Below are 25,616 nucleotides of genomic sequence, written 5' to 3'. Positions count from 1 at the left end.
AACTAGGGAATTCCTTCATTAATAACACACTCTTAAAGTTGGCTTAGTTTTTGCATAGTAAAAAGTAGATTGTGATTATCATAATTTGAGGTGAGTACTGATGGTAGCTGTGAAGGAAAAAGGAATGGAAACAAAAAAAGGAATGTTGGCACAAACGCAAGATGTTGTTCAAGATGCCTTGGGCAAACTAGGATATAACGATGCAATGTTTGAACTAATGAAAGAGCCCGTACGTATGCTTACGGTTCGTATCCCTGTTCGAATGGATAATGGAGAAATAAACGTATTTACAGGATATCGTGCCCAGCATAATGATGCAGTTGGTCCAACAAAAGGAGGCATTCGGTTTCATCCTGAAATCAATGAAGAAGAAGTAAAAGCATTATCAATGTGGATGACTTTAAAGTGTGGAATTGTTGATGTTCCCTATGGCGGAGGAAAAGGGGGGATTGTTTGTGACCCTAGAACAATGTCCTTTGCTGAACTTGAGCGTTTAAGTAGAGGGTATGTTCGAGCGATTAGTCAAGTAGTAGGGCCGACTAAAGACATTCCGGCACCAGATGTTTTTGCGAACTCCCAAGTTATGGCTTGGATGATGGATGAATATAGTCAAATTCGAGAGTTTGATTCACCAGGATTTATTACTGGTAAGCCAGTTGTACTAGGAGGATCACACGGTCGAGAAACAGCAACAGCAAATGGCGTAGCGATTTGTATTGAAGAAGCAGCTAAGAAAAAAGAAATAAATTTAGAGCAAGCAAAAATTATTATTCAAGGATTTGGTAATGCTGGTGGATATCTTGCCAAGATCTTATCTGATAAAGGAGCAAAGATTATTGGAATTTCAGATGCGTATGCAGCGTTATATGATGAAAATGGGTTAGATATTGATTATTTGCTCGATAAGAGAGATTCATTTGGAACAGTAACGAACTTATTTGCACATACCATTACAAATAAAGAGCTACTAGAGCGCGAGTGCGATATTTTAGTTCCGGCTGCTGTTTCTAGACAAATTACGGATGAGAATGCCCATGAGATAAAGGCAAAAGTTGTTGTGGAAGCAGCCAATGGCCCAACAACAATAGAAGCAACACAAATCTTGCATGAGCGTGGCATACTGATTGTTCCTGATGTGCTAGCAAGTTCTGGTGGGGTAACGGTCTCGTACTTTGAATGGGTACAAAATAATCTTGGGTATTATTGGCCGGAGGAAGAAGTAGCTGAAAAGCTTCGAGATAAAGTTGTCAAAGCATTTCATACTGTACTTGATACGGCCGAGAAGCATCAAGTTGATCCGCGCCTAGCCGCCTACATGGTCGGTGTAAGAAAAACAGCAGAAGCTGCTCGATTTAGAGGTTGGGTTTAATCATATTAATAGGGAAGAGCCCGATATGATCATAGCGGGCTTTCTCTATTTCGTTACACTTTGCGTAATGGTTTTTTCGCTGGTCCTTCTAAAACGTCGCCGCAAGGAGCAAAGCGTGACCCGTGGCAAGGACAGTCCCATGAACGGTCACCTTCATTCCAGTGGACTTCGCATCCCATATGAGTACAAGTTGTATCGACTACATGCAATTCACCTTCTGTAGTTCGATAGGCTCCGGCACGTTTGCCATTTACACTAACAATAGCAGCTTCATCTTTTCCAACGTCTTCAGGGTGACGCTCGTTTTGATCAAATTTCCCTTTAAGGAGTTGTTTCGCCACATCTGTATTATGCGAAAGGAATTTTTTAACACTAGGGTCAGCGATAAAACGCGACGGACGATATAACGATTCGTAGCGGTTATTTCGCTTTAGAATTAAGTCGGTCAACAAGAGACCTGCCATCGTTCCATTTGTCATCCCCCACTTACGATAGCCGGTTGCAACAAAAATATTATGATGCATTCGCGAAATTCTACCGATGTAAGGGACTTTGTCTAATGTCACTGTATCTTGAGCAGACCAGCGATATTCAATTGATACGTCGCTAAAAAGTTCCATTCCATATTGTTCTAACGCTTCATAATGATAGCTCGTATTGATTCCTTGCCCTGTTTTATGTTCTTCTCCGCCGATAATGGCAAGCTTTTGTCCATCTCTCATCGTATAACGAAGAGAGCGGGAAGGGGAATCAATGCTCAAGTACATGCCATCAGGACATTCTCGCTCAGGTACTTTTGCGGCTAAAACATAAGAACGTTCGACGTACATCCTTGAAAAATATAGACCTCCTCCATCATAAAAAGGAAAATGAGAAGCAACGACAACAGATCCTGCTTTGATTTTCGGGCCATTTTGAGTCAGTACTATTGGTTTGTCACCATCTTTAATATCAGTAGCAACTGTATGCTCAAAGATTTGTCCGCCATGTTCTACAAACTTTTTAACTAAGTGTGCTAAATACTTCAGTGGATGAAATTGTGCTTGGTTGCGCATAACGAGAGCTGATTTTACTGGAACGTTGTTTAAAGGGACCGAGTCGAGAAGTTCACCTCGAATGCCGAGCTTTTGGTAAGCGGCGTATTCGTCTTGAAGTTTGCTCTGACCGCGGTTCGTTGTCGTATATAAGTAAGCATCTTCTTTTGAAAAGTCACAGTCAATGTTTTCTTCTTGAACGAGCTGTTCGATAAAGGTTAGTGCTTCTGTTTGTGCATCGTAATAATGCTGTGCTTTTTCTTCTCCGAAGTGAGTGATCAATTCATGATAAATAGCCCCGTGTTGTGCGGTAACTTTTGCGGTTGTATGGCCCGTTGTTCCATTCAGTAAAACATCAGCTTCAAGAAGTGCAACTTTAACACCTTCTAAGGCAAGGCGATAGGCTGTGGTAATTCCTGATATCCCTCCACCAATGATCGCGACATCTACTTCAAGGTCGTTTTCTAAAGCTGGATAACGTTCTACGTTAGCTGAATCACGCCAGTATGGCTCAGGTTGCTTGGGCATTGAGGAATCCATTAAATTATATTCGTCTGACATTATGTACCTCCTAATAATGAGAACTCTTTTTCCATAATGTAACCAAATAAGGGAATCGCATGTATCATAGACAAGATTTTTATTATAGAGTAGAAAGAAAAGGGTTAAAATGAAAACATATTGTGATGTGAAGCAGGACATGTTATTATTAAAGATGTTTTAAATTTTGACACATGGTGAAATCACCAATAAAGGAGATTATATATTTGGCAACTTTTTATGACTTTGACTTGAATCATCAAGTCGTTCGAGCATTAACAGAAATGGGATTTGAAGAAGCAACACCGATTCAAACAGAAACGATTCCTACTGCATTAGAAGGAAAAGACATTATTGGGCAAGCGCAAACGGGCACAGGAAAAACAGGTGCATTCGGAATTCCGCTAATTAACCGAATTAATGTTGAAGAAGCACATGTTCAAGCACTTATCCTTGCCCCTACACGAGAGCTTGCGAATCAAGTCGCAGAGTCACTCGTTTCTTTTGGTAAGCATAAAGGCGTTCGTACGGTTGTCGTGTATGGTGGCCAGGACATGCGTAAGCAGATCAATGACTTAAAGCGTAAGCCGCATGTTGTTGTCGCTACACCTGGACGTTTAATGGATCATATGAGACGAAAAACAATTCGTCTAAATGAAGTAAATATGGTTGTCTTAGATGAAGCAGATGAAATGCTTAATATGGGATTCATCGAGGACATTGAGACAATCTTGAAAGAAGTTCCAACTGAACGCCAAACGCTTTTATTCTCTGCAACGATGCCAAAGAGAATCGAGAAACTAGCGCAGCAATTTATGTCTAATCCACAATTAATTGCAGTGAAGGCGAAAGAAGTAACGATGGAAAACATCGAACAGCAATACGTAGAAGTTCATGAGAAAGAAAAGTTTGATGTATTAAGTCGTTTTATGGACATTCATTCTCCGGAGCTTGCGATCGTATTTGGTCGTACAAAGCGTCGTGTTGATGAGTTGTCTGAAGCTCTCATTAAGCGTGGATATCGTGCAGAGGGTATTCATGGAGACTTAAACCAAGCTAAACGTGACAGTGTTCTTCGCAAATTTAAAGGTGGACTTATTGATGTTCTAGTTGCAACAGACGTAGCAGCGCGTGGACTTGATATTAGTGGTGTTACACATGTATACAACTTCGATTTACCACAAGATCCAGAAAGTTATGTTCATCGTATTGGACGTACTGGAAGAGCTGGGAAGTCTGGATTAGCTGTAACGTTCTCGACTCCTCGTGAAATCGATCATGTTCGTACGATCGAGCAAGTTTCTAAGAAAAAGATGACGAAGGTTGCAAAACCTAGTTATGATGAAGCTCTAAGAGGTCAACAAGAACAAGCAATTGAGCAATTACGTTCATTAGTAGGTTCTAATGAAGCGGATAGCTACCGCAAAGCTGCAAAGGATCTGTTACAAGAAACAGATGCAACAACAGCTTTAGCAGCAGCATTAAAGCTTCTAACAAAAGAGCCTGATACAACACCGGTACGTCTAACGGGAGAAGCACCTTTACGAGTGAAGAAACGCCGTGATGGTGGTGGAAGTGGTAAGCCGTATCGTGGTGGGCGTCGTGATCGCGATGATCGTCGTAGGTCGTCTTATCGCGGTAAAGATGAGCGTAGTGGAAATCGTCGTTACAGCGGCGGTGGCCAAGGTGGTAGCCAAGGTGGACGTGGCGGCCAAAAACGTAAGTTTAAAAATGCATAATCAAATGATAAAGGTCTTATGGTCCCGATGTCGGGCATCATGAGACCTTTTCGTTTGGTGGAAATAAATGAAAAAATGCAAGAACTTAGTTAAAAATTCAATTTTAAGAAAATTGAAATACTGTAAGCCTTTTCATTGTTTTAATGGTGCGGATTGACGTGAAAACCGCGAAAACACGGGCTATATATTCTATGTTAGATAATCTGACATAGTCATTGCGAAAATTCGCACAACATCATAAAGTAAACATAACAAGTTGATGTCACAAAACATTACATGAAAAGGAAGTGTTGTAAAAATGGCCATTTCGACTCCTACGAGAGAAAGCTTAGTCGCAACGATAAAGGAAACGATTGAAAAAAAGAGCGTTGAACTTCTTCACGTACAATTCGTTGACATTGAGGGAACACTTAAACATGTTACGGTAACGGCAGACCAAATAGATCAAGTAGTTGAAGGAAGAGTAATGTTTGATGGTTCTTCTATCACGGGGTATACACCTATTAACGAATCAGACTTATATTTAGATCCTGACTTAACAACATTTGCAGTTCTACCTTGGACAGAACAAGAGGGTTACTCTGAAGCTCGCTTCTTATGTAGCGTAAAAAAGCCAGACGGATCTGACTTTGACGGAGATCCTCGTAACGTTTTGAAAAAAACAGTTAAGCGTGCGAAAGATCAAGGTTATTCAATTAGTGTTGGTCCTGAGCTTGAATTCTTCTTATTTAAGACAGATGAGAACGGACAACCGACACTAGATACACAAGATAAAGGTGGATACTTTGAACCGTCTCCTAAAGACTTAGGTGAAAAAGTCCGTCTTGAAATCTATAAAGCTTTGAAAATGATGGGCTTCACCATTGAAGCATCTCACCATGAAGTAGCGATTGGTCAACATGAAATTAACTTCAAATATGCTGATGCATTAGGTTCAGCTGATGCAGCAACAACTTACAAATGGGTTGTAAAAACAGTTGCTCAACAATTTGGCTATCATGCTACTTTTATGCCAAAACCACTTGCTGGTGAAAATGGAAGTGGAATGCACGTAAACATCTCTTTATTCAATGACGAAAAGCAAGAGAATGCATTCTATGATGCGTCTAACGAACTTGGACTATCTGAAAAAGCTTATCAATTTATCGCTGGTTTAATGGATAACGTAAAGGATTTCGTAGCGGTAACAAATCCACTTGTTAACTCTTACAAGCGTTTAGTTCCTGGTTACGAAGCACCATGCTACATCGCTTGGTCTGCATCTAACCGTTCTGCATTAATCCGTATCCCTGCAACACGTGGAGCGGGAACTCGTGTAGAAATTCGTTGCCCGGATCCATCAGCTAACCCTTACTTTGCATTTGCTGTAATTGCTTCTGCTGGTTTAGACGGGGTAGACCGTGACTTGTCTGTTCTACCATCTGTAGATGCTGACATCTTCCACATGTCTAAAGAAGAATTAGATGCTCGTGGAATTGAAAACTTGCCAACAAGTCTTGAAGCAGCTCTTGACCGCTTTGAAACTGGTGAGATCGGACGCAAAACACTTGGGGACCATGCTTTTGGTGAGTACTTAGCTCTTAAGCGTGCTGAATACGATGACTTCCGTATTGCTGTAACGAACTGGGAAGTTGATGCTTACCAAGGTAAGTTCTAATAATATATGATAGAAGGCATGCTGATATGTGTCAGCATGCCTTTTCATTTTGTCCATCTTTTGAGCGTGATCGCATTGAAACAATTCTTTGAAATGCAGGTGTCTTTGAAGTGGTAAAAAGAATCAATCCAATCCAAATTAGTAAAAAGGAGAGGAATTGTACACGTGAAAAAGGCTCGTTAAAGAGGAATATGCCAAGAAGTAGCATGATCGTTGGAGCAATATATTGTAAAAAGCCAATGAGAGATAACGATATCCGTCTAGCGCCAATGGCAAAAAGCAATAAAGGAACAGCCGTTGCAACACCTGATACAACGAGCAAAACGGTTGTATCTAACTGTGTAAAACTAAATGCGCTTGAAAAGCCTGGTTGATGGTGAATCCAATACAAATACAGGAGTGCAATCGGTGTTACCAATAACGTTTCAATTGTTAAGCCAACGAGAGCGCCAGCATTGACGAGTTTTTTAAACAGCCCATATAAAGCAAATGAAAGCCCAAGAGACAAAGCAGCCCACGGCACGGCGCCGTAATTCATCGTTAGAATGCCGACGCCTACAAAAGCCAGGCTAAAAGAAACGATTTGCCAGCGTGTGAGAGATTCTTTTAAAAAGAGTACACCTAATAAAACATTAAGCAATGGATTAATATAATAGCCAAGGCTTGCTTCAATGACATGATCACTGTTAACAGCCCAAATGAAAATAAACCAGTTTATTGATATGAAGCTAGAGGCTAACAGAATGCCAATCGCTGACCGAAATTGTGTAAAAATACTAATAAATTCCTTCCATGCTGGAGCGAGCTGCTTACTCACTGCTAAGATACCGACCATAAAAAGCAATGACCAAATGACACGGTGTGCTAACACTTCTCCAGGGGAAACGGAGTCGAGGAGTTTCCAATATAGGGGAGGACTCCCCAAAGCAGATAGGCGGCGATTGCAGTAAGAACCCCTAATCGTTGATCTGATTGTTGCATATACTTTTCTCCTTCTCTAGATGAGTTAGATCTATTTTACACAAAGGAACAATCGTTGCCTATCGGAAATTTTCGGGTAGCTAAATAAAAATAGGAGGAACAAGCATGAAACAAATAAAAGTCGTTATTTTTGATATGGATGGTGTTATTTCTAATACCGTTCCGTTACATTTTGAAACGAACTCTCGGTTAGCTAAGCAGCTAGGTGTGGATTTTACAGAGGAGTGGAACCAATCGTTGCAAGGGCTTAGTCGTCGAAAGACAGTTGACGCAATGATTAAGCGTTGTGGACGTACATATAAGGAACAGGAAATAGCTGATATTTGTGAAGAAAAAAATAAACATTACCAACAATTAATTTCCAAACTAACGGCAGAGGATGCTCAGCCGGGCATACGAGCATTTATTCAGCAGTTGGCTAATCGCAACATCCCAATGGTCATTGCTTCAGCTAGTCAAAATGCTGAGCTCGTATTAACGCAGTTGCAGCTAATTGATTATTTTCAAGACGTTGTTGATGTCACAAAGCTTAAAAAGGGAAAGCCAGATCCTGAGATTTTCTTAAAAGCAGCTGAATTAGCAGGTGCGGACCCTAGTGAATGTGTTGCAATTGAGGATGGGGAACCAGGATTATCAGCGATCTTACAAACGGAAATGTTTTCAGTAGGTGTTGGCCATGAACCATTTCTAAAGCAAGCTGACTTATATTTAGATTCTACTTTAAAATTAACGGTTGAGGCGTTGGAGCGAGCGTTGAATGAGCGACAATTGGTTTTAAAATAGTTTGAAAAAGATCGTTATGTAAGATAAGATTTGCTTTATGAGAAAGAGCACGAAAAAGGAGATTTTACATGTCACAACTTGATCAGCAATTGCGAAAGAAAGCATATGAAGAAGTTGAAAAGCAAAAAAAGGTAGTAAACGCCGATCGGTATCGATTAGCGTACCATGTCATGCCGCCTGTTGGTTTGTTAAATGACCCTAATGGTTTTATTCAGTTTAATGGAATTTATCATTTGTTCTATCAATGGAATCCGTTTGCAACAGAGCATGGAGCGAAGTTCTGGGGACACTACACGTCTACAAATTTAGTGGATTGGCAACATGAGGATATCGCTCTTACTCCAAGTGATTGGTTTGATAAAAATGGCTGCTACTCAGGTAGTGCCATTGAGCATGAAGGCAAGATTTATTTATTCTACACTGGAAATGTCAAAGATGAGCATAATAATCGCGAAACATACCAAGTTATGGCTGTTTCGGAAAATGGACTGGATTTTGAAAAAAAGGGCGTTGTATTGAATCTTCCAGAAGGTTACACGCCTCATTTTCGCGATCCGAAAGTGTGGGAGCATGACGGTCAATTCTACCTAATTATTGGTGCGCAAAGTAAGGATGAAACAGGAAAAGCCGTTTTATTTCGCTCGAATGATTTACATCATTGGGAGAATTTGGGGCAATAGCTGGTGCACATATCGGACAATTTGGTGACTTTGGTTATATGTGGGAATGCCCTGACTTATTTACACTTGATGGTCAAGAAGTCCTTGTCTTCTCGCCTCAAGGAATCGAGTCAGACGGGATCCACTATCAAAATCTCTATCAGGCGGGTTATGTTATTGGCGAATTAGATTACGAACACGCTAAGTACAATCATGGAGCCTTTGTAGAAATTGATCGGGGCTTTGAATTTTATGCTCCTCAAACAACGGTTGATGAACAAGGTCGTCGTATTTTAATTGGTTGGTTTGGAATGCCAGAAGAGCGTGAGGATGCTCATCCGACGATTGAACACAAATGGGTTCATGCAATGACACTGCCTAGAGAATTAAAGCTAGTAGACGGCAAGCTCTATCAACAGCCAATTGTAGAGTTAAAAGAGCTGCGGAAAGAAGAAGTTTCATATCCTGGTGTTGAACTAAAGTCAAACAAACAAAGCTTTGACAAGATAGAAGGAGAAACGCTTGAGTTGTTCATGGAGAACTTGGAAAAGAATGAACCGATCTCAATAAACATTCGCAATCATGCCAATATTGTTTATTCTCCAAAAGAGCAATTACTGAAAGTCGACCGTATTAGCTTTGTTGATGGACAAACAGTTGAAGAACGCTTTTGTCATATAGAAACGTTGGATAACCTCCGAATCTATCTTGATACATCATCATTGGAGCTGTTTGTTAATGATGGTGAAGAGGTATTCTCGGTACGTATTTACCCTAAAATAACAGAGACGGGGATCTCTTTTTCATCAGAAGGAAAAGCAAAAGTAAATCTTACAGCTTGGAAGTTGTAGCTACTGCATGTTTAATGCCTTTGCCGTAATCAGGTGAAGGTTTTTCTTATGAGAAAAATATATAGAAAAAAACCTCTAAACTGTGAGTTTCAAAGTTTAGAGGTTATTAAAGCGATTATTTTCTTGCTGCAGCTACATAACGGTGGCTGTATTTTTGATTAATTTTTTCAATCGAGCTTTTAATTTTTTCGATTGTAATATCTGGCTCTACATATTCCTGTTGAATAATTTTTTTTTGCCAATCTGACCAGTTTGTATCTTTCATTTAGCTCACCCTTTTATAATATTTTTGAATATTCTGAATTAATAATGTATACGGATAGCGTCAAAAACGACTTGCATTTCAAATTTATGTCACATGGTAGTGGATAGAAATTTTTATTGTTTGTTATTTAATTCTATTTTATAACCTTGCGAATGATCTGATCAATACAATAAAAAGATAATATCATGCTTTTTTGAGATCGATTTAAAAAACGGTTGACGTTGTAAGAGGGAAAGGAAAAGTATTTTTAGTGTATTCGTATATATCGCAAAAAAAATCAAAAATCCATTTTGTGGGTTTGTTACAATAAGTTGGGAGGGGGAGAGGTGTTGAGAAAACATTACATGACGGCTGTTCGTGATTCGATTACGTATGTAGAAGAGCATTTGTTAACACAACTATCGTTAGCAGAAATAGCTGAACAAGTTTCATATTCTCCTTTTCATTTTCATCGAATTTTTCAATCGATTGTGGGGATGTCTTTAACGGAGTATATCAGACGGAGACGACTAACCCATGCTGCTTCTGAGCTTGTGTTAAGTGATGAACGTGTACTTGAGATTGCTTTGAAGTATCATTTTTCATCACAGGAAGCTTTTTCGAGAGCTTTTAAACAAGTGTTCCATATTAGTCCAGCAAAATATCGTAAATTTACAAGGAATTTATTTTTAACAAAGGAGGATTTGCCATTGAACAAATTAATACCAAAAGGTTGGATGCCGAGTGGCTCTAACCCAAATGAATATGAAATTGGGGTCGATACTCGAAAAGCCCATGGTGGAAAAGCCTCAGCAATCATCCGTTCAAAGCATGAGAGTGTGCATGGATTTGCAACAATGATGCAAATGTTTAAGGCAAGGAAGTATCGTGAAAAAAGAGTTCGCTTTTCCGCGTTTGTCAAATCTGACCAGGTGGCAAATTGGGCTGGGTTATGGATGCGTGTTGACGGTGAAGCTGATGAGATTCTTGCTTTTGATAATATGGAAGGTAGACCGATCAAAGGAACGACTAGTTGGAGTCCCTATGAAGTAGTATTAGATATTCCAGAAGAAGCATCCGTTATTAATATAGGCATCCTGCTAGCTGGAAGTGGAACGGTGTGGTTGGATTCCGTTGAATTTGAAGAAGTAGACGACAGTGTTTCAGTAACATCTGGTGACCCATTATTGGTCTTACCTGATGAGCCGACTAACTTACACTTTGAACTTGACTTTGAAGGAGCTATCAACAATGAAGCAAAAGAAGAAAAGGGATAGGGATAGGGGAATGTGGCTCTCGGATTTATTGGGGATGTTTATTGAGCTATTCCTCTATATGCCTCGCTTAATCATTTCGTTCTTTCGTAATATATTCTGATGCAAAATTAAGCTAATAAAAAAGGAGTTACCAAGGCTTGCTAATCATTCGAGCGAATTAGTAAGCCTTAGAGTGAGTGATTAAGTTGGGAATTTTCAACAGTTGACGGTTGATGTCTGAAGCTGTAGAATGAAAGCGACAACAACAAATGTGGGATTGTTACTGATTTGCAGGCAAGACCTAAAATGGAACCGATTAGACGTGGATTCGCATGTCAAAGAAGCGGTGTCATTTTAGGTCTTTTTTGCGTGCTTATAACGTTCCTGCTTCTGTTCATGCTATATTACTGACTAACTGAGGAGGAAGAAAAATGGATGCTAAGAAAACGGCAAAAGAGCTCATTGAGCATCTAGGAGGAAATGAAAATGTTATTAGTGCGACACATTGTGCGACTCGCTTGCGCCTTGTGTTAAAAGATGATAACAAGCCTAATAAACAGGAAATTGAAGAATTAGAGGGTGTAAAAGGTGTATTTAGTGCATCTGGCCAATTTCAAGTGATTTTCGGAACGGGTCTTGTTAACAAAGTATACGCTGAATTTGCGAATGAAACTGGTTTAGGGACAAAAGATACCGATGGCGGGGAAAAGCAAGTTGATCATGCTGAAGCTGCGAAAAAGAAAATGAATCCTTTTGCTCGAATCGCCCGCACGTTATCAAATATCTTCGTTCCCATCATTCCAGCCATCGTTGCAAGTGGTTTGCTAATGGGCTTACTTGGGATGATGACTGCGTTTGAGTGGGTAGCGCCAGATAGTCCTTGGATCTTGTTTCTCGATATGTTCTCAAGTGCTGCCTTTATTATTTTACCGATCTTAATTGGATTTAGCGCAGCGAAGGAATTTGGAGCGAATCCATATTTAGGAGCTGTACTCGGTGGAATTATGACCCATCCAGCCTTATTAAATCCATGGACGTTAACAGATGCGGTACCTGAGTCCATTGTTTTCTTTGGAATGAATGTCGAGCTGTTAGGCTATCAAGGAACGGTCATTCCTATTCTTCTTGTCGTCTATATTATGAGTAAGATTGAAAAAGGATTGCGAAAAATCGTCCCTAATGCAATCGATTTGTTAGTGGTTCCTTTTGTGACAGTAATTCTAACCGGATTTATCGCTATGTTGTTTATCGGTCCACTTGGAACTTGGGTCGGAAACGGCTTAACGTGGAGCCTTGACTTCATTTATAATACAGCTGGCCTCTTCGCTGGTTTGATTTTTGGTGGACTGTACTCAACCATTGTGATTACAGGTGTTCATCATAGTTTTCATGCGATTGAAGCAGCCTTGATTGCTGATCTAGGTGTTAACTTCCTATTACCAATTTGGGCAATGGCAAATGTGGCACAAGGAGGAGCAGGTTTTGCTGTCTTTTTCTTAACGAAAAATCAAAAAGTAAAAGAAATTGCGATTCCGGCTTCGTTTTCAGCTTTCCTTGGAATAACGGAACCTGTTATATTCGGAGTTAACTTACGATTCATGCGTCCGTTTATTGGAGCGGCGATTGGTGGAGCGTTAGGGGGAGCATATGTGGTGGCTATGAATGTTGTCACGAATGCGTACGGATTAACAGGAATTCCGATGATTGCCATCGCTGCTCCATTTGGATCTTCAAATATTATCAATTATTTAATTGGAATGCTGATCGCGGCAGTTGGTGCGTTTATCGCTACTTGGATATTAGGTTTAAAAGAAGATACTACAAAAAAATAAATAATGAAAAAAGTCCGTTTCAAGCGGGCTTTTTTGATTGCTGTTTCAATCGTTCCTCGTTTCAACATGTTAAAATGATAGGCAAAGGAGTGGCATTGGTGGAAACAAACGATTGGGAAACATTAATAGAACGAGAAAGAAAAAAGGACTATTTTAAAGCGTTAGAAACATTTTTGGAGGAAGAATCGAGTTCTCATCTTATTTATCCTCCCAAAAAAGATAGATTTCAAGCGTTGGAGTTAACCCCTTACAATGAGACAAAAGTAGTGATGCTAGGACAAGATCCATACCATGGGCCGAACCAAGCACACGGTTTGAGTTTCTCAGTAAAGGTTGGAGAGAAGATTCCACCATCATTACGAAATATCTATAAGGAATTACGTGATGATCTAGGTTGTGAGATTCCAGTAGATGGTTATTTAGTTCCATGGGCAAAGCAGGGAATCCTATTGTTAAATACGGTACTAACTGTAAGGGAAAAAGAGGCTGCCTCTCATAGACGAAAAGGGTGGGAAACCTTTACCGATGAAGTGATTAAGGCTTTAAATGACAAAGTGCAACCTGTTATCTTTGTGCTATGGGGCAAACATGCACAGGAAAAGAAAGCGATGATTACAAATCCTCACCATTATGTAATTGAATCCGTTCATCCTAGTCCCCTTTCTGCACGTCGTGGCTTTTTCGGGAGTAAACCATTTTCAAAAATTAATCAAATTTTGCAAGATGAAAACTTAGGTTATATTGATTGGTAAATTTAATTTTGAATGTCAGATTATAAAAAATCTAGGGTTAGCTGAAGCCAGAGAGATCGTTACTGGTTGAAAGCTGACCCTTTTTTACTAGTTGATTTGATACTGGAATAGCCTTTTATTACCAATGGGGTAAGCCCTTTCATGGATTTGAGACGTCTTAAAAAGCTTGTTAGGATATCTGACAATAGAGTAGATTCAGAATATTTTGTACGTATAATGAGAACTAACAAGAGATGTTAGCTTCTCTGACGCTAACATGTTCACAATCTGAGAGGAGAGGTTGAGATGACTGAATTAGCACTTATGGATAATTTGTGGGTCATGATTTGCGCAGTCTTAGTTTTATTCATGCAAGGAGGCTTTATTCTATTAGAAGCCGGATCAACGAGAATGAAAAATGCTGGGCATATTGCCGGTAAGACTATTTTCACAGTCGGAATTGCTTCATTAGTCTATTGGGCAGTTGGTTGGGGTTTTGCGTATGGGGAAGGGAACGCCTTTATTGGGATGTCAGATTTCTTCTTTGGAGACTTTTCAACCGCTGAAGAAGGGTTAGTTGGTTCTGTAGACTTCTTCTTCCAAGTTATGTTTGCCGCGATTGCTCTGACAATTGCTTTTGGTGGATTTGCAGAACGTGCGAAATTATCAACTTACATTGTATTCGCCGTTTTATTCTCAGCGTTTGTATATCCGATTGTGGCTCATTGGATTTGGGGTGACGGTTGGTTAGCGAACTTAGGGAAACAAGATTTTGCAGGTTCTACAGTAGTCCACTTAACAGGTGCGATGGCAGCACTTGCAGCAACCATTTTATTGAAGCCGCGTCTTGGTAAATACAACAAAGACGGTTCAGCAAATGAGTTAGCAGGTCACAACCAAGTCTATACTGCTTTAGGGGTTCTCATTCTTTGGGTAGGTTGGTTTGGATTTAATGCAGGTAGTACGTTAGAAGTTGCAGATGCTTTCTTTGGATATGTAGCGTTAAATACGCAATTAGCAGCAGCAGCAGGTGCAGTAGCCGCTTTATTCATTGCCTGGGCAATGACTGGAAAGTCTGATGTGCCAACAATGTTGAATGGTGCATTAGCTGGACTTGTAGCGATAACAGCATCTTGTGCATTCGTAGCTCCTTGGGCAGCTGTTGTAATCGGAATCGTTGGTGGTCTAATCGTATTCTTTAGTATGAAATTTTTCGATAAGGCTCGCATCGATGATCCAATCTTCGCATTATCTGTTCATGGTGTAGCTGGGATTTGGGGAACCATTTCAACTGGATTCTTTGCAACACCTGAACTTGCTGCAATGAATGGTGGTAGCGCTGGTCTATTTTACGGCGGAGGATTTTCTCAGTTAGGTGTTCAAGTATTAAGTGTTGTAGCGTGTGGTGCATTTGCATTCATCGCTTCGTATGTATTGCTTCTAGTAACCAAAGCATTAGTTGGTGGATTGCGTGTATCTGAAGAAGAAGAAATTGTTGGTCTTGACCTAAGTGAGCACGGTAGCTACGGTTATCCAGAAAGCATGCCTGGTAATGAAAGAACTGGAGCATAAAAATGCCAGAGGCAAATGTTTATTCTGTCTATGGCGACAAAGGGTGGGATGAACAGTACAGGCATCTGTTTGAGGAACGCCTTAAAACGATTCATCATCAAGATCATACGTCAGCCTCTCTTCAAGTCAGTCATGAATCGATTATAACAAAAGCGGTATGTCTCGCTCTAAAAAAGACAGAAAGTGAGTGGGGGAAACCTCCTACTCACTTTGCTTTCTTTTTAATGGGGAGTGGAGGCAGAAGGGAACAATCTTTTTGGAGTGATCAAGACCATGGGCTTGTCTTTGATAGTGACAACGAAGAAGATGTTGAATACTTCCTTCATTTTGGAGCCGAGATCGTGTACGCCCTTGAAAAGGTAGGGTATAAGCGTTGTGATGGCAATGTCATGGCATCAAGCAGTCGTTGGTGTCGTTCGTCTAAACAATGGGAAGAACAGGTGAGGATTTGGTTGCGTACCGGGACTTGGGAAACGCTACGTTACACACTCACGTTTGTTGATTCAACGCCGTTTTATGGTCAGAATGAAATCTTTACTAAGTTAAAACGAACGTTATTTCAAATGATTAAAGCAGAGCCTTTTTTGCTTCAAAGATTTACTGAGAACACAGGAAGGTTAAAGAAAGGAATTGGTTTGTTTAATCAGCTCCTTGTTGAGCCGAAAGGCAAACATCAAGGGGAATTTGATTTTAAGCAAATCGTATTATTTCCTTATGTAAATTCTCTGCGGTTGCTCGCTCTTGAACAGCAGATTTTATCATCTTCAACATTAGAGAGATTCCAACAACTTCCGGATAAGTATGTACATGTGAAGGAAATGAAGAAAACGTTCACTGACATACTTGAACAACAATTGATTTGGCATAAGAACACGAAGGATTACGAGGATATACATTATTTAAAAATCGATCAACTGAATAAAGAGGAACGAAAGCTTGTGAAAAAATGGGTGAAACAAGGACATCGATTGTATCAGGAGATCGCGAAGGATTTTATTAAAGGGTGAAAGCGAAATGATAAATAACATGATGCAGCTTGTAAAACAGCTGTCAAATAAATTAAGCCCAAATGTCTATACGTCTTTTCAACAGCAATCTGACACTGCCAGGTACTCTCAATTACGTCAGATTCAGAGAGAGTTAAAGCAGGAGAATGTCCTTGATTGCCCACTTTCAGAGCTTCCGTTTATTATTTTTGACTTAGAAACAAGTGGCTTTTACCCTGACAAAGGAGATTGCATTCTTTCAATTGGTGCCGTGAAAATGAAGGGGTGTGAAATCCTTAAAGAAAATATCTTTTATTCCACAGTCAAGTGTAACAAAATGCCGTCAGCAACGATTTTAGAATTAACGAATTTATCGATAGAAGAACTAACGGATGCGCCACAGTTAATAGATGTGTTATCTGACTTTTATCGATTTATCGGACACTCTACTTTGGTAGCTCACCATGCTCATCACGAAAAAAAGTTTATGTCACATGCGACATGGCAGACGTTACGAACCACGTTTCAGCATCGTATTTTAGATACCTCTTTTCTTATGAAAATTGTGACTCCAAATGAAAATATGATTACCCTCGATGAATGTTGCGCGTTTTACAACATTCCAGTCCAAACGAGGCATCATGCATTAGAAGATGCTTTACTAACAGCGCAATTATGGCAAAGGAATTTGCAGTTAGTGAAGGACAAAGGGTTTGATACATTAAGAGATGTTTATGCCTATTTAGCAAAAAGGTCTAACAACTAGAGTGTGAATATAGTAGCGGGGGAGGAGGGAGCGAGTGAAGTCAGATATTCCAAGAAAGCAGGCCTGTTTTCCAATCCGTGTAGTCATGGATATGACGAGCTTGTCTGCCCGTCAAATTCGTTATTATGAAGAACAAGGCCTAATTAAGCCATCTCGAAATGAAGGAAACCAACGGATGTTTTCCCTTGATGATATCGAGAAATTTATTGAAATTAAATCTCTTATTAAGCAAGGGGTGAACATTGCAGGTGTGAAGGCGATATTTGCAGCAAGACAAGAAGAGGAAATGAATCATAAAGACTACTGAGGAAAGGTGAAACCGCACCTTGCCTCAGTAGTCTTTTTCAATGCTCTTATAAAAGCAAAGTGGTCTAGGATTGGTCTGTTGCTTTATTCGTTGTATACTAGGAGGAAGTGATGAAAGTGAGGGATACATAATGGATATACCAGCTCAGAAGATTTGCGAACAATTAGATGTCCAGCTTGCTAAGCTCAAAGATGCTGTCTCGAATCAAGATAAACAAACTATATCAGAAAGTGTGGCGGTTATTGAAGCGTATTGTCAGCTACTAAAGGGCTCTCAATCCACTGCTATCACGCAGCAACAGCAGGCTTCACGGCAACAAACCTATTCACAACCACAACAACTACCTTATTCAGAACCACAACAACCAGTAACCAACGTGGAACAAGAGGTAAAGGGAAGGAATCTCCTCGAATTTTAACAAACTTATGAGTGAAAGAGGTTGAATGAAGTGGCAAAGTTATTTATATTCATTGGAAGTTTTATTATGGCATTGTCTGTTATGATCGGTGCGTTTGGGGCGCATGGCCTTGAGCCGCGTTTAACAGAGAAAATGATGAAAAACTATCAAACAGGGGTACAGTATCATATGATCCACGGGATTGGCATTTTAGTTGTCGGTCTCCTTGCTTTAAAAATACCAGTATCGGGATTGTTAAATGGAGCTGGATGGGCGTTTTTGGTTGGTGTGCTGTTATTCTCTGGTAGTCTATATGCGATGGCGTTAACAGGAATTACCAAATTGGGTGCGATTACTCCAATCGGGGGATTGGCCTTTATTGTTGGTTGGGTACTTGTAGGGATAGCTGTGGTAAGAGGTTTATAGGTTAAACAAATAATTTAGGGGCGTCACAAAGGTCTGTTTTGACCTGTGACGCCCCCTAAAGCGTTTCCCTCTCTGTTTCTACTTAAAGACGGAATCACGTTTTCTAATTAAACTAAGTATGGTGTTCAACCATTTGGTCGAGGTGAATATGTGGCTAATGGGGCTGCTTGCCCAAACGGATAGTCATACTCGATAGGTTCGTCAAATTCAACGTAATCTAGATTTACCATTAATAGTAAGTAATGCTTTTGGTCTTCAAAGTCGCCGACGACAATGTGATCACGCCCTGCTTCTTCAACAATTCCTCTAAAGATTTTCGCATTCCACTGGTTATTGTTTTCATACGTCATATAGAAGGTAGCTGCTTTCCCTCTATTCAAGCGAAGAATGTTTTCAATGAACGACTGCTCAAGTGGCAGCATGCCTTGTTGCTGAGCAAACAATTGTTGCGGTGTCATTTGTTGCTGCTGCTGTCCGATGCCTGGTATTTGAGAAAATTGATACGCTTGAGCAGATTGGTACGGCATCTGTCCACCGGCTTGCTGTTGGTGCATTTGTGGCTGTTGCTGGCCGTAGCCTGTTCCAGCTTGTTGTTGCGGATACCAAGGTTGTTGATACACATTGATCGCCCCTTTGATGTAAATTTAATATGTGCTGAATACTTCAGAACAATCGGATTGCGTTGGAGAATAGAAGCAGTGTAACTTATATCTTCCCGAGTTCCATTGACCCCACCATTGTGCTGGACATGATCCTTCAGGCCTGAAGAACCATAAGGAAAACTCAGCAGGGTGAAACCTCTCTCCGTTAATTACGCGCTGGGCAAGACGTCTATCTCTTTCCCGAGCATGCTGATAAAAGTAACTTTTCTGAACAGCTTCAAAACCGCCTGGCGATTGGAATGCCATTTGTGGAATGGTATTCACTTCTCCAAAGTCTAAACAACGAACCCTTGTGCGGTTAACCATCGTGTTTCCAGCCATCAACATCCCAAGCTCACCTTCACCTTCAGCCTCAGCACGCATCAGGCGGGCAAGCACATCAATATCGCTTGAATTAGCTTTAATAACAGCCATCCGCTCACCTCCTATTCATGTTGTTAATCTTATGATGTAGAAATGTAAGCAATCCTGCATCCATCAAATGCATGAAGAAATGGATGATTTCACGTAGGCGGTGCAGTTAGTTCACTATATGACCGCAAAAACGAGGGTATGCATCCTTTTTCTTCAGAAAAAAATCAAAGGGGCAACCCCAATAATGGAGTTGCCCTAAGCATATGTTACAGATGGAAGAAACGTGCAAGGTGATCTGGATTCAAAATGTTACCAACATAGAATGAACCGAACTCACCATAACGCGCTGAAACTTCGTCAAAACGCATCTCATAAACTAACTTTTTAAATTGAAGCACATCATCGGAAAATAATGTCACGCCCCATTCCCAATCATCAAAACCAACAGAACCGGTAATGATTTGTTTTACTTTCCCAGCGTATCCACGGCCAATCATGCCATGACTGCGCATAAGGGAGCGACGGTCTTCCATTGGAAGCATGTACCAGTTATCATCGCCTTGTCTACGCTTGTCCATCGGATAGAAGCAAACGTGACTAGCTTTTGGTAATGTTGGATAAAGACGTGAGCGGACATGTGGATTCTGATATGGATCCTCGTCGCTTTCGCCTGCCATGTAGTTACTGAGTTCAACTACGGATACATATGAATATGTAGGAATTGTGTATTCAGCAAGACGAGATTTATTAAAAGCATTCTCAATTTCATTTAATTCTTCCATCGTTGGACGCAAGATCATTAACATGATATCTGCTTTTTGACCAACAATTGAATAAATGGCATGGCTGCCTTTTTCGTTCGCTTCTGTTTCATTCCACTTATCAATCATCGAATGGAATTCTGCTAAGATTTGCTCGCGCTCCTCAGTAGAAACCATCTTCCATGCAGGCCAATTGATCGTACGGAAATCATGCAAACAATACCAACCATCTAGTGTAATTGCAGCTTCACTCATGTATAAACAACTCCTTTGTTTTTTCTATCATCGTTCAAACTATACCATAATTGAACGCAGACTAAAAACAAAGAGGTTGACATTAACGTGACAGAAATTGCTGTACAGCGATTTTATGTTCTGCTGTCTGACCAGCTTTTCGTTGGTTTGTAACTTCTTGTTGAAGGACACTCTCTAAATCTTGTTCAAAGCTTGTACGAAACGTTCTTTTCATCATTCCAAAAGCTTGTTTTGGCATTTTTACTAGTTGTGTAATAAGCTCATCGAGATTGTCAATGCGATTAATGAGATGAATCCGGTAAGCTTCCTCTGCATCGATGATTTCGCCGAGTGCTAATTCATTTGCTTTGCCTAAGCCAACAATTCTTGGAAGGAAGAAGGACGCTCCAGCATCTGGTACAAGGCCGATTTTCAAAAAGCCAAGACCCATCAAAGCCTTTTTTGTCGCAACACGATAATCACAAGCTAGTGCGATACTCAAACCTGCACCGACGGCAATGCCATTTATATAAGCAACAAGTGGTTTATCGATAGACACCATTAGCCGTATTAGTTTGTTATACGTTCCGTCCAAATAATTGCCATAATCAAAAGAAAGTAATTCTTCTTCTGGAATACTTTTTAGGTCAGCTCCAGCACAAAAAGCGTTGTTAGCTCCTTGTAATACGATAACGTTTACATGTTTGTCGTGTTTTGCTTCATCTAATGCTTCATAAAGAGCGATGTGCAGTTCGGTATTTAATGCGTTTTTTACGTGAGGGCGGTTAAGTGTAATCGTCGCAACGTGATTGCGAATTTCATACAAAATTGTCGAACTTGTCATAAGCTTATCCTCCTTATTAAATGAATGGTTATTCATTTTTGATCACTGTAAGATATTCGACACATAAGCTTGAATTCCTTTGGCAATCCTACTATAAGAAATATTATTTTAAAAAAATACGCATTTTATGGAAGCGCAAACAGATAGATTGTTTGAAAAATTAACACTTGAATGAACATGGCTGAGGAGGTTCCCTTTTGCAATCAAGAGGAGTATTCTTGTCATATAATATTTGATCGAGGTTGAATGAGGAGGAATTATTTTGAGTAATCTCTTTGAGGAAATCAAAGCACAAGTAGAGAAACATAACCCAACAATTGTGCTTCCAGAAGGTACGGATGAACGTATCTTAGAAGCGGCTGCTAACTTAGCAAAGGACAAAGTTGTCACACCTATCTTAATTGGGAATGTTGAAGACGTTCAAGTGAAGGCGAAACAAAACAATGTTGAACTAGGGAACGTTACGATTATTGATCCACATAACTATACTGAAATGGCAGAAATGGTTGCTGCATTTGTCGAACGCCGTAAAGGCAAAGAAACAGAGGAAACGGCTCGTGAGAAATTAGTTGATGTAAACTATTTCGGGACGATGTTAGTATACATGGGGAAAGCTGATGGACTTGTAAGTGGAGCCGCTCATTCAACAGGTGATACGGTTCGTCCGGCATTACAAATTATCAAAACACAACCAGGAATTAAAAGAACGTCTGGTGTGTTCGTGATGGTTAAAGATGAGCATAAATTTGTATTTGGTGATTGCGCAATCAATATCGCTCCTAATAGTGAGGAACTTGCTGAAATTGCGATTGCAACAGCTGAAACTGCGAAAGTGTTTGGACTTGATCCGAAAGTCGCGATGCTAAGCTTCTCGACAAAAGGTTCAGCGTCATCAATTGAAACACAAAAGGTTTCAGAAGCAACAAAGCTTGCTCAAGAAGCTAGACCAGATCTAGTTATTGATGGAGAGTTCCAATTTGATGCAGCTTTTGTTCCTGCTGTTGCTCAAAAGAAAGCACCAGATTCACCCCTTCAAGGTCAAGCAAATGTCTTCATTTTCCCTAGCCTTGAGTCTGGAAACCTTGGATATAAAATTGCACAGCGTTTAGGGGGTTATGATGCGATCGGCCCAATTCTTCAAGGACTTAACCGACCAGTAAATGACTTGTCGCGTGGTTGTAACGCAGCAGATGTTTATAAGCTTTCTCTAATTACAGCGATGCAAGCTATTAACCAAAAAGTAACTTCATGAAAGAATAAAAAAAGCGAGCTTGGTAACTAAGCTCGCTTTTTTAGATGTTGCTAAGCGCCTTCTCATTGCGCAATCTGACACGATCATAATGGTCTGAGAACAATAGCTGCTCTTCTTCTGAGAATGGCTGTACCGTTAGTTGGATGTTTTGACTTTGAGCCGTTTTTAACAATTGCATCATTACATCAGCTACTGATAGCTCAACCCCGAGTAATTCACTTAAAGAGGCCATCGTTTCGGGTTGTATAATTGGGTAAGTGAATTTAGTTGGACTTCCTTGAACGGCCTGATCGTAAAAGTTGCGAATCAATTGAGCTCGTTCGCTTCCACTGCCAGTCACACAAAGATAAATTTGAACAGCGACACCACCGCGAATTCGCCGTTGTGAAATCCCAGCAAACTTTTGACCGGCAATACTTAAGTCAAAGCTTCCTGGACAATACGATCCAACAATTTCATACGCATCAATCGTTACTGGATAAGAAGCAAACATGCTCTTAATTAAGGAGTACATTAAGTTGTAGCCATGGTCAATTGACAAGCCTTTCTCTTCCTTTAGAATAAGCGAGACATTTAAGACTCCTTCATCTAAGACAACGGCAAGCCCGCCAGAATTACGTACAATGGAGCGAAAGCCTTGTTCCAGAAGGAGGGCTCTGCCTTTTTCAATGTGAGGAAGCCTGCTATCTTGGATACCGAGGACGACAGTTTGATGATGAACCCAGGCACGAATGGTCGGTGTCGCATCATGCTGACCAATAAAAGTACAGAGTGTGTCATCATAAGCAAATGATTGCAGAGCATCAAATTGCGGTCCAAATGTTGTATGGTCAAGAAAACGCCATGTTGGCGAAATGGTTAAAAGGTCGTTGTTTTCCATAAAAGCGTACTCCTAATAGTCAGTTTGATCCTTATTATAGCAGTTTGAAGGCTGGATCTGAAGATAGCGCAAAGTATCATCCATGCAAATGGAGGGAAACTAAGGAATGAACATGGTCTTCATTTGTTCATAAGAGAGGCTCTGTGTTATACTATTTGTTGGCTAAAATGAAGATAAGCTTTGCAAGTATAGATGAATTTTAATTGTTGAAAGGAACAGACTATATGGCTAACGAATTCCGCATTTGTGATGAATGCCAAGCAACCAATATAAAAACACTCGTTCCGCGATTGCAAAAAGTGGATTCTGCTGCAACGATTGATATCCGTTGCCAATCCTATTGCGGTCCAGGTAGAAAAAAATCGTTTTGCTTTGTAAATAATCGTCCAATTGCAGCACCGGATGAAGATCAATTAATTGAAAAAGTAATGAAAAAGGTAAAGTTATAATTCCTAGTTGCGAGGCAGCTAGGGATTTTTTTCGAGACGGCCGGCTTATCGGTTCAGTTCAAATCAGCATGGAGTTCATGAGATGTGGATACTAAATTACCCTAGCAGGCAAGAATGGTTTCTAGGTATACTAGAACTACCTTATAGATGGAGAGGGACGGTTATGACAAAACCTTATTATGGTCAGTTAAGTGAAGAAAAGGTATTTAAGGATCCGGTGCACCGTTATATTCATGTTCGAGATGAATTGATTTGGGAATTAATTGGAACAAAGGAATTTCAGCGATTGCGTCGGGTAAGACAGCTAGGGACAACTTATGTGACTTTCCATGGAGCCGAACATACCCGCTTCAACCATTCTCTAGGTGTATATGAGATCACAAGGAGAATTCTTGAAGTGTTTCAAGGTCGTCCGCATTGGGATGAGAATGAACGGTTACTGGCGCTTTCTGCTGCGTTATTACATGACGTAGGACATGGTCCATTTTCTCATTCGTTTGAGAAAGTATTTGATACCGATCATGAAGAATGGACAAGAGAGATCATTCTTGGAGATACAGAAATTAACGAAGTACTTTCAAACGTTAGTCCAACGTTTCCCCAAGCGGTTGCAGATGTGATCGAGAAGACGTACTCCAATAAACTTGTGACAAGCATTATTTCTAGTCAAATAGATGCCGACCGGATGGATTACCTACAACGTGATGCTTACTACACAGGGGTGAGCTATGGGCATTTTGATATGGAACGGATCTTACGAGTGATGCGTCCGATGGAGGATCAAGTCGCGATTAAACAAAGTGGCATGCATGCAGTTGAGGACTATATTATGAGTCGTTATCAAATGTATTGGCAAGTCTATTTCCACCCAGTAACGAGAAGTGCAGAAGTGATTTTAAGCAAAATTTTTATGCGGGTGAAGCAGCTATATGAAGAGGGCTACGACTTTAAGCATAAGCCTAACCATTTTTATTCCTTTTTTAATGGAAAAGGGAGCTTGGACGATTATTTACGCCTAGATGAGGCGATAACCATGTATTATTTTCAAATTTGGCAAGATGAAGAGGATCGCATTTTAAGAGATCTTTGTGTAAGATTTCTTAATAGAAAATTGTTTAAGTATGTCGAGTTTAACCCGAATCTTCAGATGAATGATTGGCTCGTGCTCCAAGACTTATTCAAAAAAGCCAATTTGAATCCAGATTATTATTTAGTCGTTGATTCATCGTCTGACCTGCCTTATGATTTTTATCGCCCAGGTGAGGAAGAAGAACGATTGCCGATCCATCTAATAATGCCAAATGGGAAGTTACGAGAGTTATCCCGTGAATCTGAGGTCGTTGAGGCGATCTCAGGAAAGAAACGCACAGACCATAAACTCTACTTTCCACTCGATTATTTAGAAGATGAACGTGAACATAAAGACATTAAGGAAAAGATCCGAGAATTATTAAACGTATAAGGGGGAGCATGCTTTGCTGAAGGATCATGCAAATGTGATGGCATTGTTTTTGCAAGCTGGTGAGATTGTTGGACGGAAGAAGCTGCAGAAAATTATTTATATCGCTAAAAAAATGAATGTGCCATTTTCAGAGCGGTTTAAATTTCACATGTTTGGACCGTATTCGGAGGAGCTTAGTTTACGAATTGAAGAGTTATGCAACCTTGGATTCGTTGCTGAACAAAAAGAAGACAAAGGAAATTACTATCAATATCGATATGGATTGTCAGAAGAAGGGCAAAAATTTCTTGATTTATACCAATGTGATTTCCCTGAGAGCAAGGAGTTAATTGACCGTTTAAATAATCAGAGCTCACGTTTTCTTGAGCTTGTTTCGACTTTGCTTTATTTTGAAGAGTTAACGCGAGATGAGGTTAAGGAAAAGGTATTTACGTTAAAAAAGAAATCGAATTATACAGAAGAAGATATTGAACAAGCTTATACGTTTATTGAAATATTGCGCAAGCTTGCCCATTAATGATGAAGCTCACTTTTCCAGGTTGGGAAAGGGGCTTGTTTTTCTGAACTTAGATAACGATCCAACTGCTT

General features: G+C 40.1%; 25 protein-coding genes and 1 pseudogene. 18 read left to right on the top strand and 8 right to left on the bottom strand.

Annotated features, from left to right (window positions below; translation table 11 throughout):
• The first annotated feature begins 124 nt into the window (after window positions 1-124).
• Entirely contained in the window at window positions 125-1,369 is a 1,245-nt protein-coding gene (locus BkAM31D_RS22865; RefSeq protein ID WP_371807213.1) for a Glu/Leu/Phe/Val family dehydrogenase, read from the top strand.
• Between the two features lie 53 nt (window positions 1,370-1,422).
• Here BkAM31D_RS22865 and BkAM31D_RS22860 read toward each other — a convergent pair whose 3' ends face one another.
• On the bottom strand, window positions 1,423-2,964 hold the full coding sequence (locus tag BkAM31D_RS22860; protein WP_066155108.1) for an FAD-dependent oxidoreductase: 1,542 nt from the start codon (window positions 2,962-2,964) through the stop codon (window positions 1,423-1,425).
• A gap of 206 nt (window positions 2,965-3,170) precedes the next feature.
• On the opposite strand from BkAM31D_RS22860, the gene cshA reads away from it, so the two are divergent.
• Together cshA and glnA are read left to right on the top strand one after the other, a co-directional pair.
• Window positions 3,171-4,682 carry a degradosome RNA helicase CshA gene (gene cshA / locus BkAM31D_RS22855; protein WP_066155107.1) on the top strand — a complete coding sequence of 504 codons (1,512 nt, stop codon included), beginning with the start codon at window positions 3,171-3,173 and terminating at the stop codon, window positions 4,680-4,682.
• 298 nt (window positions 4,683-4,980) lie between these two features.
• The gene (gene glnA / locus BkAM31D_RS22850; protein ID WP_066155104.1) at window positions 4,981-6,339 is read left to right on the top strand and encodes a type I glutamate--ammonia ligase; all 1,359 of its coding nucleotides are present in this window, start codon (window positions 4,981-4,983) and stop codon (window positions 6,337-6,339) included.
• Between the two features lie 31 nt (window positions 6,340-6,370).
• On the opposite strand, the gene rarD is transcribed toward glnA, so the two are convergent.
• Window positions 6,371-7,210, bottom strand: a complete 840-nt coding sequence (gene rarD, locus BkAM31D_RS22845) for an EamA family transporter RarD (protein WP_306807425.1) — start codon at window positions 7,208-7,210, stop codon at window positions 6,371-6,373.
• 215 nt (window positions 7,211-7,425) lie between these two features.
• Between rarD and pgmB the strand changes: the two genes are divergently transcribed.
• Both pgmB and BkAM31D_RS22835 read left to right on the top strand, forming a co-directional pair.
• On the top strand, window positions 7,426-8,103 hold the full coding sequence (pgmB, locus tag BkAM31D_RS22840) for a beta-phosphoglucomutase (protein WP_066155099.1): 678 nt from the start codon (window positions 7,426-7,428) through the stop codon (window positions 8,101-8,103).
• A gap of 68 nt (window positions 8,104-8,171) precedes the next feature.
• Window positions 8,172-9,613 (top strand): annotated as a pseudogene (locus BkAM31D_RS22835) (glycoside hydrolase family 32 protein).
• Between the two features lie 115 nt (window positions 9,614-9,728).
• Here BkAM31D_RS22835 and BkAM31D_RS23845 read toward each other — a convergent pair.
• On the bottom strand, window positions 9,729-9,878 hold the full coding sequence (locus BkAM31D_RS23845; protein WP_157076823.1) for a hypothetical protein: 150 nt from the start codon (window positions 9,876-9,878) through the stop codon (window positions 9,729-9,731).
• A gap of 329 nt (window positions 9,879-10,207) precedes the next feature.
• Here BkAM31D_RS23845 and BkAM31D_RS22830 point away from each other — a divergent pair, with 329 nt between their 5' ends.
• The 9 genes from BkAM31D_RS22830 to BkAM31D_RS22790 all read left to right on the top strand — a co-directional run bounded on the left by BkAM31D_RS22830 (window position 10,208) and on the right by BkAM31D_RS22790 (window position 18,130).
• Entirely contained in the window at window positions 10,208-11,134 is a 927-nt protein-coding gene (locus BkAM31D_RS22830; RefSeq protein WP_371807174.1) for a helix-turn-helix transcriptional regulator, read from the top strand.
• A gap of 410 nt (window positions 11,135-11,544) precedes the next feature.
• Entirely contained in the window at window positions 11,545-12,945 is a 1,401-nt protein-coding gene (locus tag BkAM31D_RS22825; RefSeq protein ID WP_066155093.1) for a sucrose-specific PTS transporter subunit IIBC, read from the top strand.
• Window positions 12,946-13,034: 89 nt separating this feature from the next.
• Window positions 13,035-13,697 carry a uracil-DNA glycosylase gene (locus tag BkAM31D_RS22820; protein WP_371807173.1) on the top strand — a complete coding sequence of 221 codons (663 nt, stop codon included), beginning with the start codon at window positions 13,035-13,037 and terminating at the stop codon, window positions 13,695-13,697.
• A gap of 285 nt (window positions 13,698-13,982) precedes the next feature.
• Window positions 13,983-15,248: an ammonium transporter gene (locus BkAM31D_RS22815; RefSeq protein WP_066155090.1), complete on the top strand. Its 1,266-nt coding sequence runs from the start codon at window positions 13,983-13,985 to the stop codon at window positions 15,246-15,248.
• A gap of 2 nt (window positions 15,249-15,250) precedes the next feature.
• Entirely contained in the window at window positions 15,251-16,255 is a 1,005-nt protein-coding gene (locus tag BkAM31D_RS22810) for a DUF294 nucleotidyltransferase-like domain-containing protein (protein WP_066155087.1), read from the top strand.
• 7 nt (window positions 16,256-16,262) lie between these two features.
• Complete coding sequence (locus tag BkAM31D_RS22805; RefSeq protein ID WP_066155082.1) at window positions 16,263-17,000, top strand: exonuclease domain-containing protein; 738 nt, start codon at window positions 16,263-16,265, stop codon at window positions 16,998-17,000.
• 34 nt (window positions 17,001-17,034) lie between these two features.
• A complete protein-coding gene (locus BkAM31D_RS22800) occupies window positions 17,035-17,307 on the top strand; it encodes a MerR family transcriptional regulator (RefSeq protein WP_371807172.1) in 273 nt (90 codons plus the stop codon).
• 130 nt (window positions 17,308-17,437) lie between these two features.
• Window positions 17,438-17,725, top strand: a complete 288-nt coding sequence (locus BkAM31D_RS22795) for a DUF5327 family protein (RefSeq protein ID WP_066155080.1) — start codon at window positions 17,438-17,440, stop codon at window positions 17,723-17,725.
• Between the two features lie 30 nt (window positions 17,726-17,755).
• Window positions 17,756-18,130: a DUF423 domain-containing protein gene (locus BkAM31D_RS22790; protein ID WP_174521914.1), complete on the top strand. Its 375-nt coding sequence runs from the start codon at window positions 17,756-17,758 to the stop codon at window positions 18,128-18,130.
• A gap of 125 nt (window positions 18,131-18,255) precedes the next feature.
• Here BkAM31D_RS22790 and gerQ read toward each other — a convergent pair whose 3' ends face one another.
• The 4 genes from gerQ to BkAM31D_RS22770 form a co-directional block, all read right to left on the bottom strand.
• Window positions 18,256-18,750, bottom strand: a complete 495-nt coding sequence (gene gerQ, locus BkAM31D_RS22785; protein WP_235820442.1) for a spore coat protein GerQ — start codon at window positions 18,748-18,750, stop codon at window positions 18,256-18,258.
• 24 nt (window positions 18,751-18,774) lie between these two features.
• Window positions 18,775-19,206: a cell wall hydrolase gene (locus tag BkAM31D_RS22780; protein WP_066155072.1), complete on the bottom strand. Its 432-nt coding sequence runs from the start codon at window positions 19,204-19,206 to the stop codon at window positions 18,775-18,777.
• A 206-nt stretch (window positions 19,207-19,412) separates the two neighbouring features.
• A complete protein-coding gene (gene hemQ / locus BkAM31D_RS22775; RefSeq protein ID WP_066155068.1) occupies window positions 19,413-20,162 on the bottom strand; it encodes a hydrogen peroxide-dependent heme synthase in 750 nt (249 codons plus the stop codon).
• Between the two features lie 82 nt (window positions 20,163-20,244).
• Window positions 20,245-20,985, bottom strand: a complete 741-nt coding sequence (locus tag BkAM31D_RS22770; RefSeq protein ID WP_066155063.1) for an enoyl-CoA hydratase/isomerase family protein — start codon at window positions 20,983-20,985, stop codon at window positions 20,245-20,247.
• A gap of 262 nt (window positions 20,986-21,247) precedes the next feature.
• Here BkAM31D_RS22770 and pta point away from each other — a divergent pair, with 262 nt between their 5' ends.
• The gene (pta, locus tag BkAM31D_RS22765) at window positions 21,248-22,237 is read left to right on the top strand and encodes a phosphate acetyltransferase (protein WP_066155060.1); all 990 of its coding nucleotides are present in this window, start codon (window positions 21,248-21,250) and stop codon (window positions 22,235-22,237) included.
• A gap of 40 nt (window positions 22,238-22,277) precedes the next feature.
• On the opposite strand, the gene lipL is transcribed toward pta, so the two are convergent.
• Complete coding sequence (lipL, locus tag BkAM31D_RS22760) at window positions 22,278-23,117, bottom strand: octanoyl-[GcvH]:protein N-octanoyltransferase (RefSeq protein WP_066155057.1); 840 nt, start codon at window positions 23,115-23,117, stop codon at window positions 22,278-22,280.
• Between the two features lie 224 nt (window positions 23,118-23,341).
• Here lipL and BkAM31D_RS22755 point away from each other — a divergent pair, with 224 nt between their 5' ends.
• The 3 genes from BkAM31D_RS22755 to BkAM31D_RS22745 all read left to right on the top strand — a co-directional run bounded on the left by BkAM31D_RS22755 (window position 23,342) and on the right by BkAM31D_RS22745 (window position 25,545).
• Window positions 23,342-23,566, top strand: a complete 225-nt coding sequence (locus BkAM31D_RS22755; RefSeq protein ID WP_066155054.1) for a YuzB family protein — start codon at window positions 23,342-23,344, stop codon at window positions 23,564-23,566.
• Window positions 23,567-23,729: 163 nt separating this feature from the next.
• Entirely contained in the window at window positions 23,730-25,028 is a 1,299-nt protein-coding gene (locus BkAM31D_RS22750; RefSeq protein WP_066155051.1) for an HD domain-containing protein, read from the top strand.
• 13 nt (window positions 25,029-25,041) lie between these two features.
• Window positions 25,042-25,545 carry a YwgA family protein gene (locus BkAM31D_RS22745; protein WP_066155046.1) on the top strand — a complete coding sequence of 168 codons (504 nt, stop codon included), beginning with the start codon at window positions 25,042-25,044 and terminating at the stop codon, window positions 25,543-25,545.
• Window positions 25,546-25,616 lie beyond the last annotated feature (71 nt).

The organism is Halalkalibacter krulwichiae (assembly GCF_002109385.1).
Lineage (GTDB): Bacteria > Bacillota > Bacilli > Bacillales > Bacillaceae_D > Halalkalibacter > Halalkalibacter krulwichiae.
Note: the sequence above shows the minus strand (reverse complement) of the source record. Positions and strands in the feature narration are given on the sequence as shown.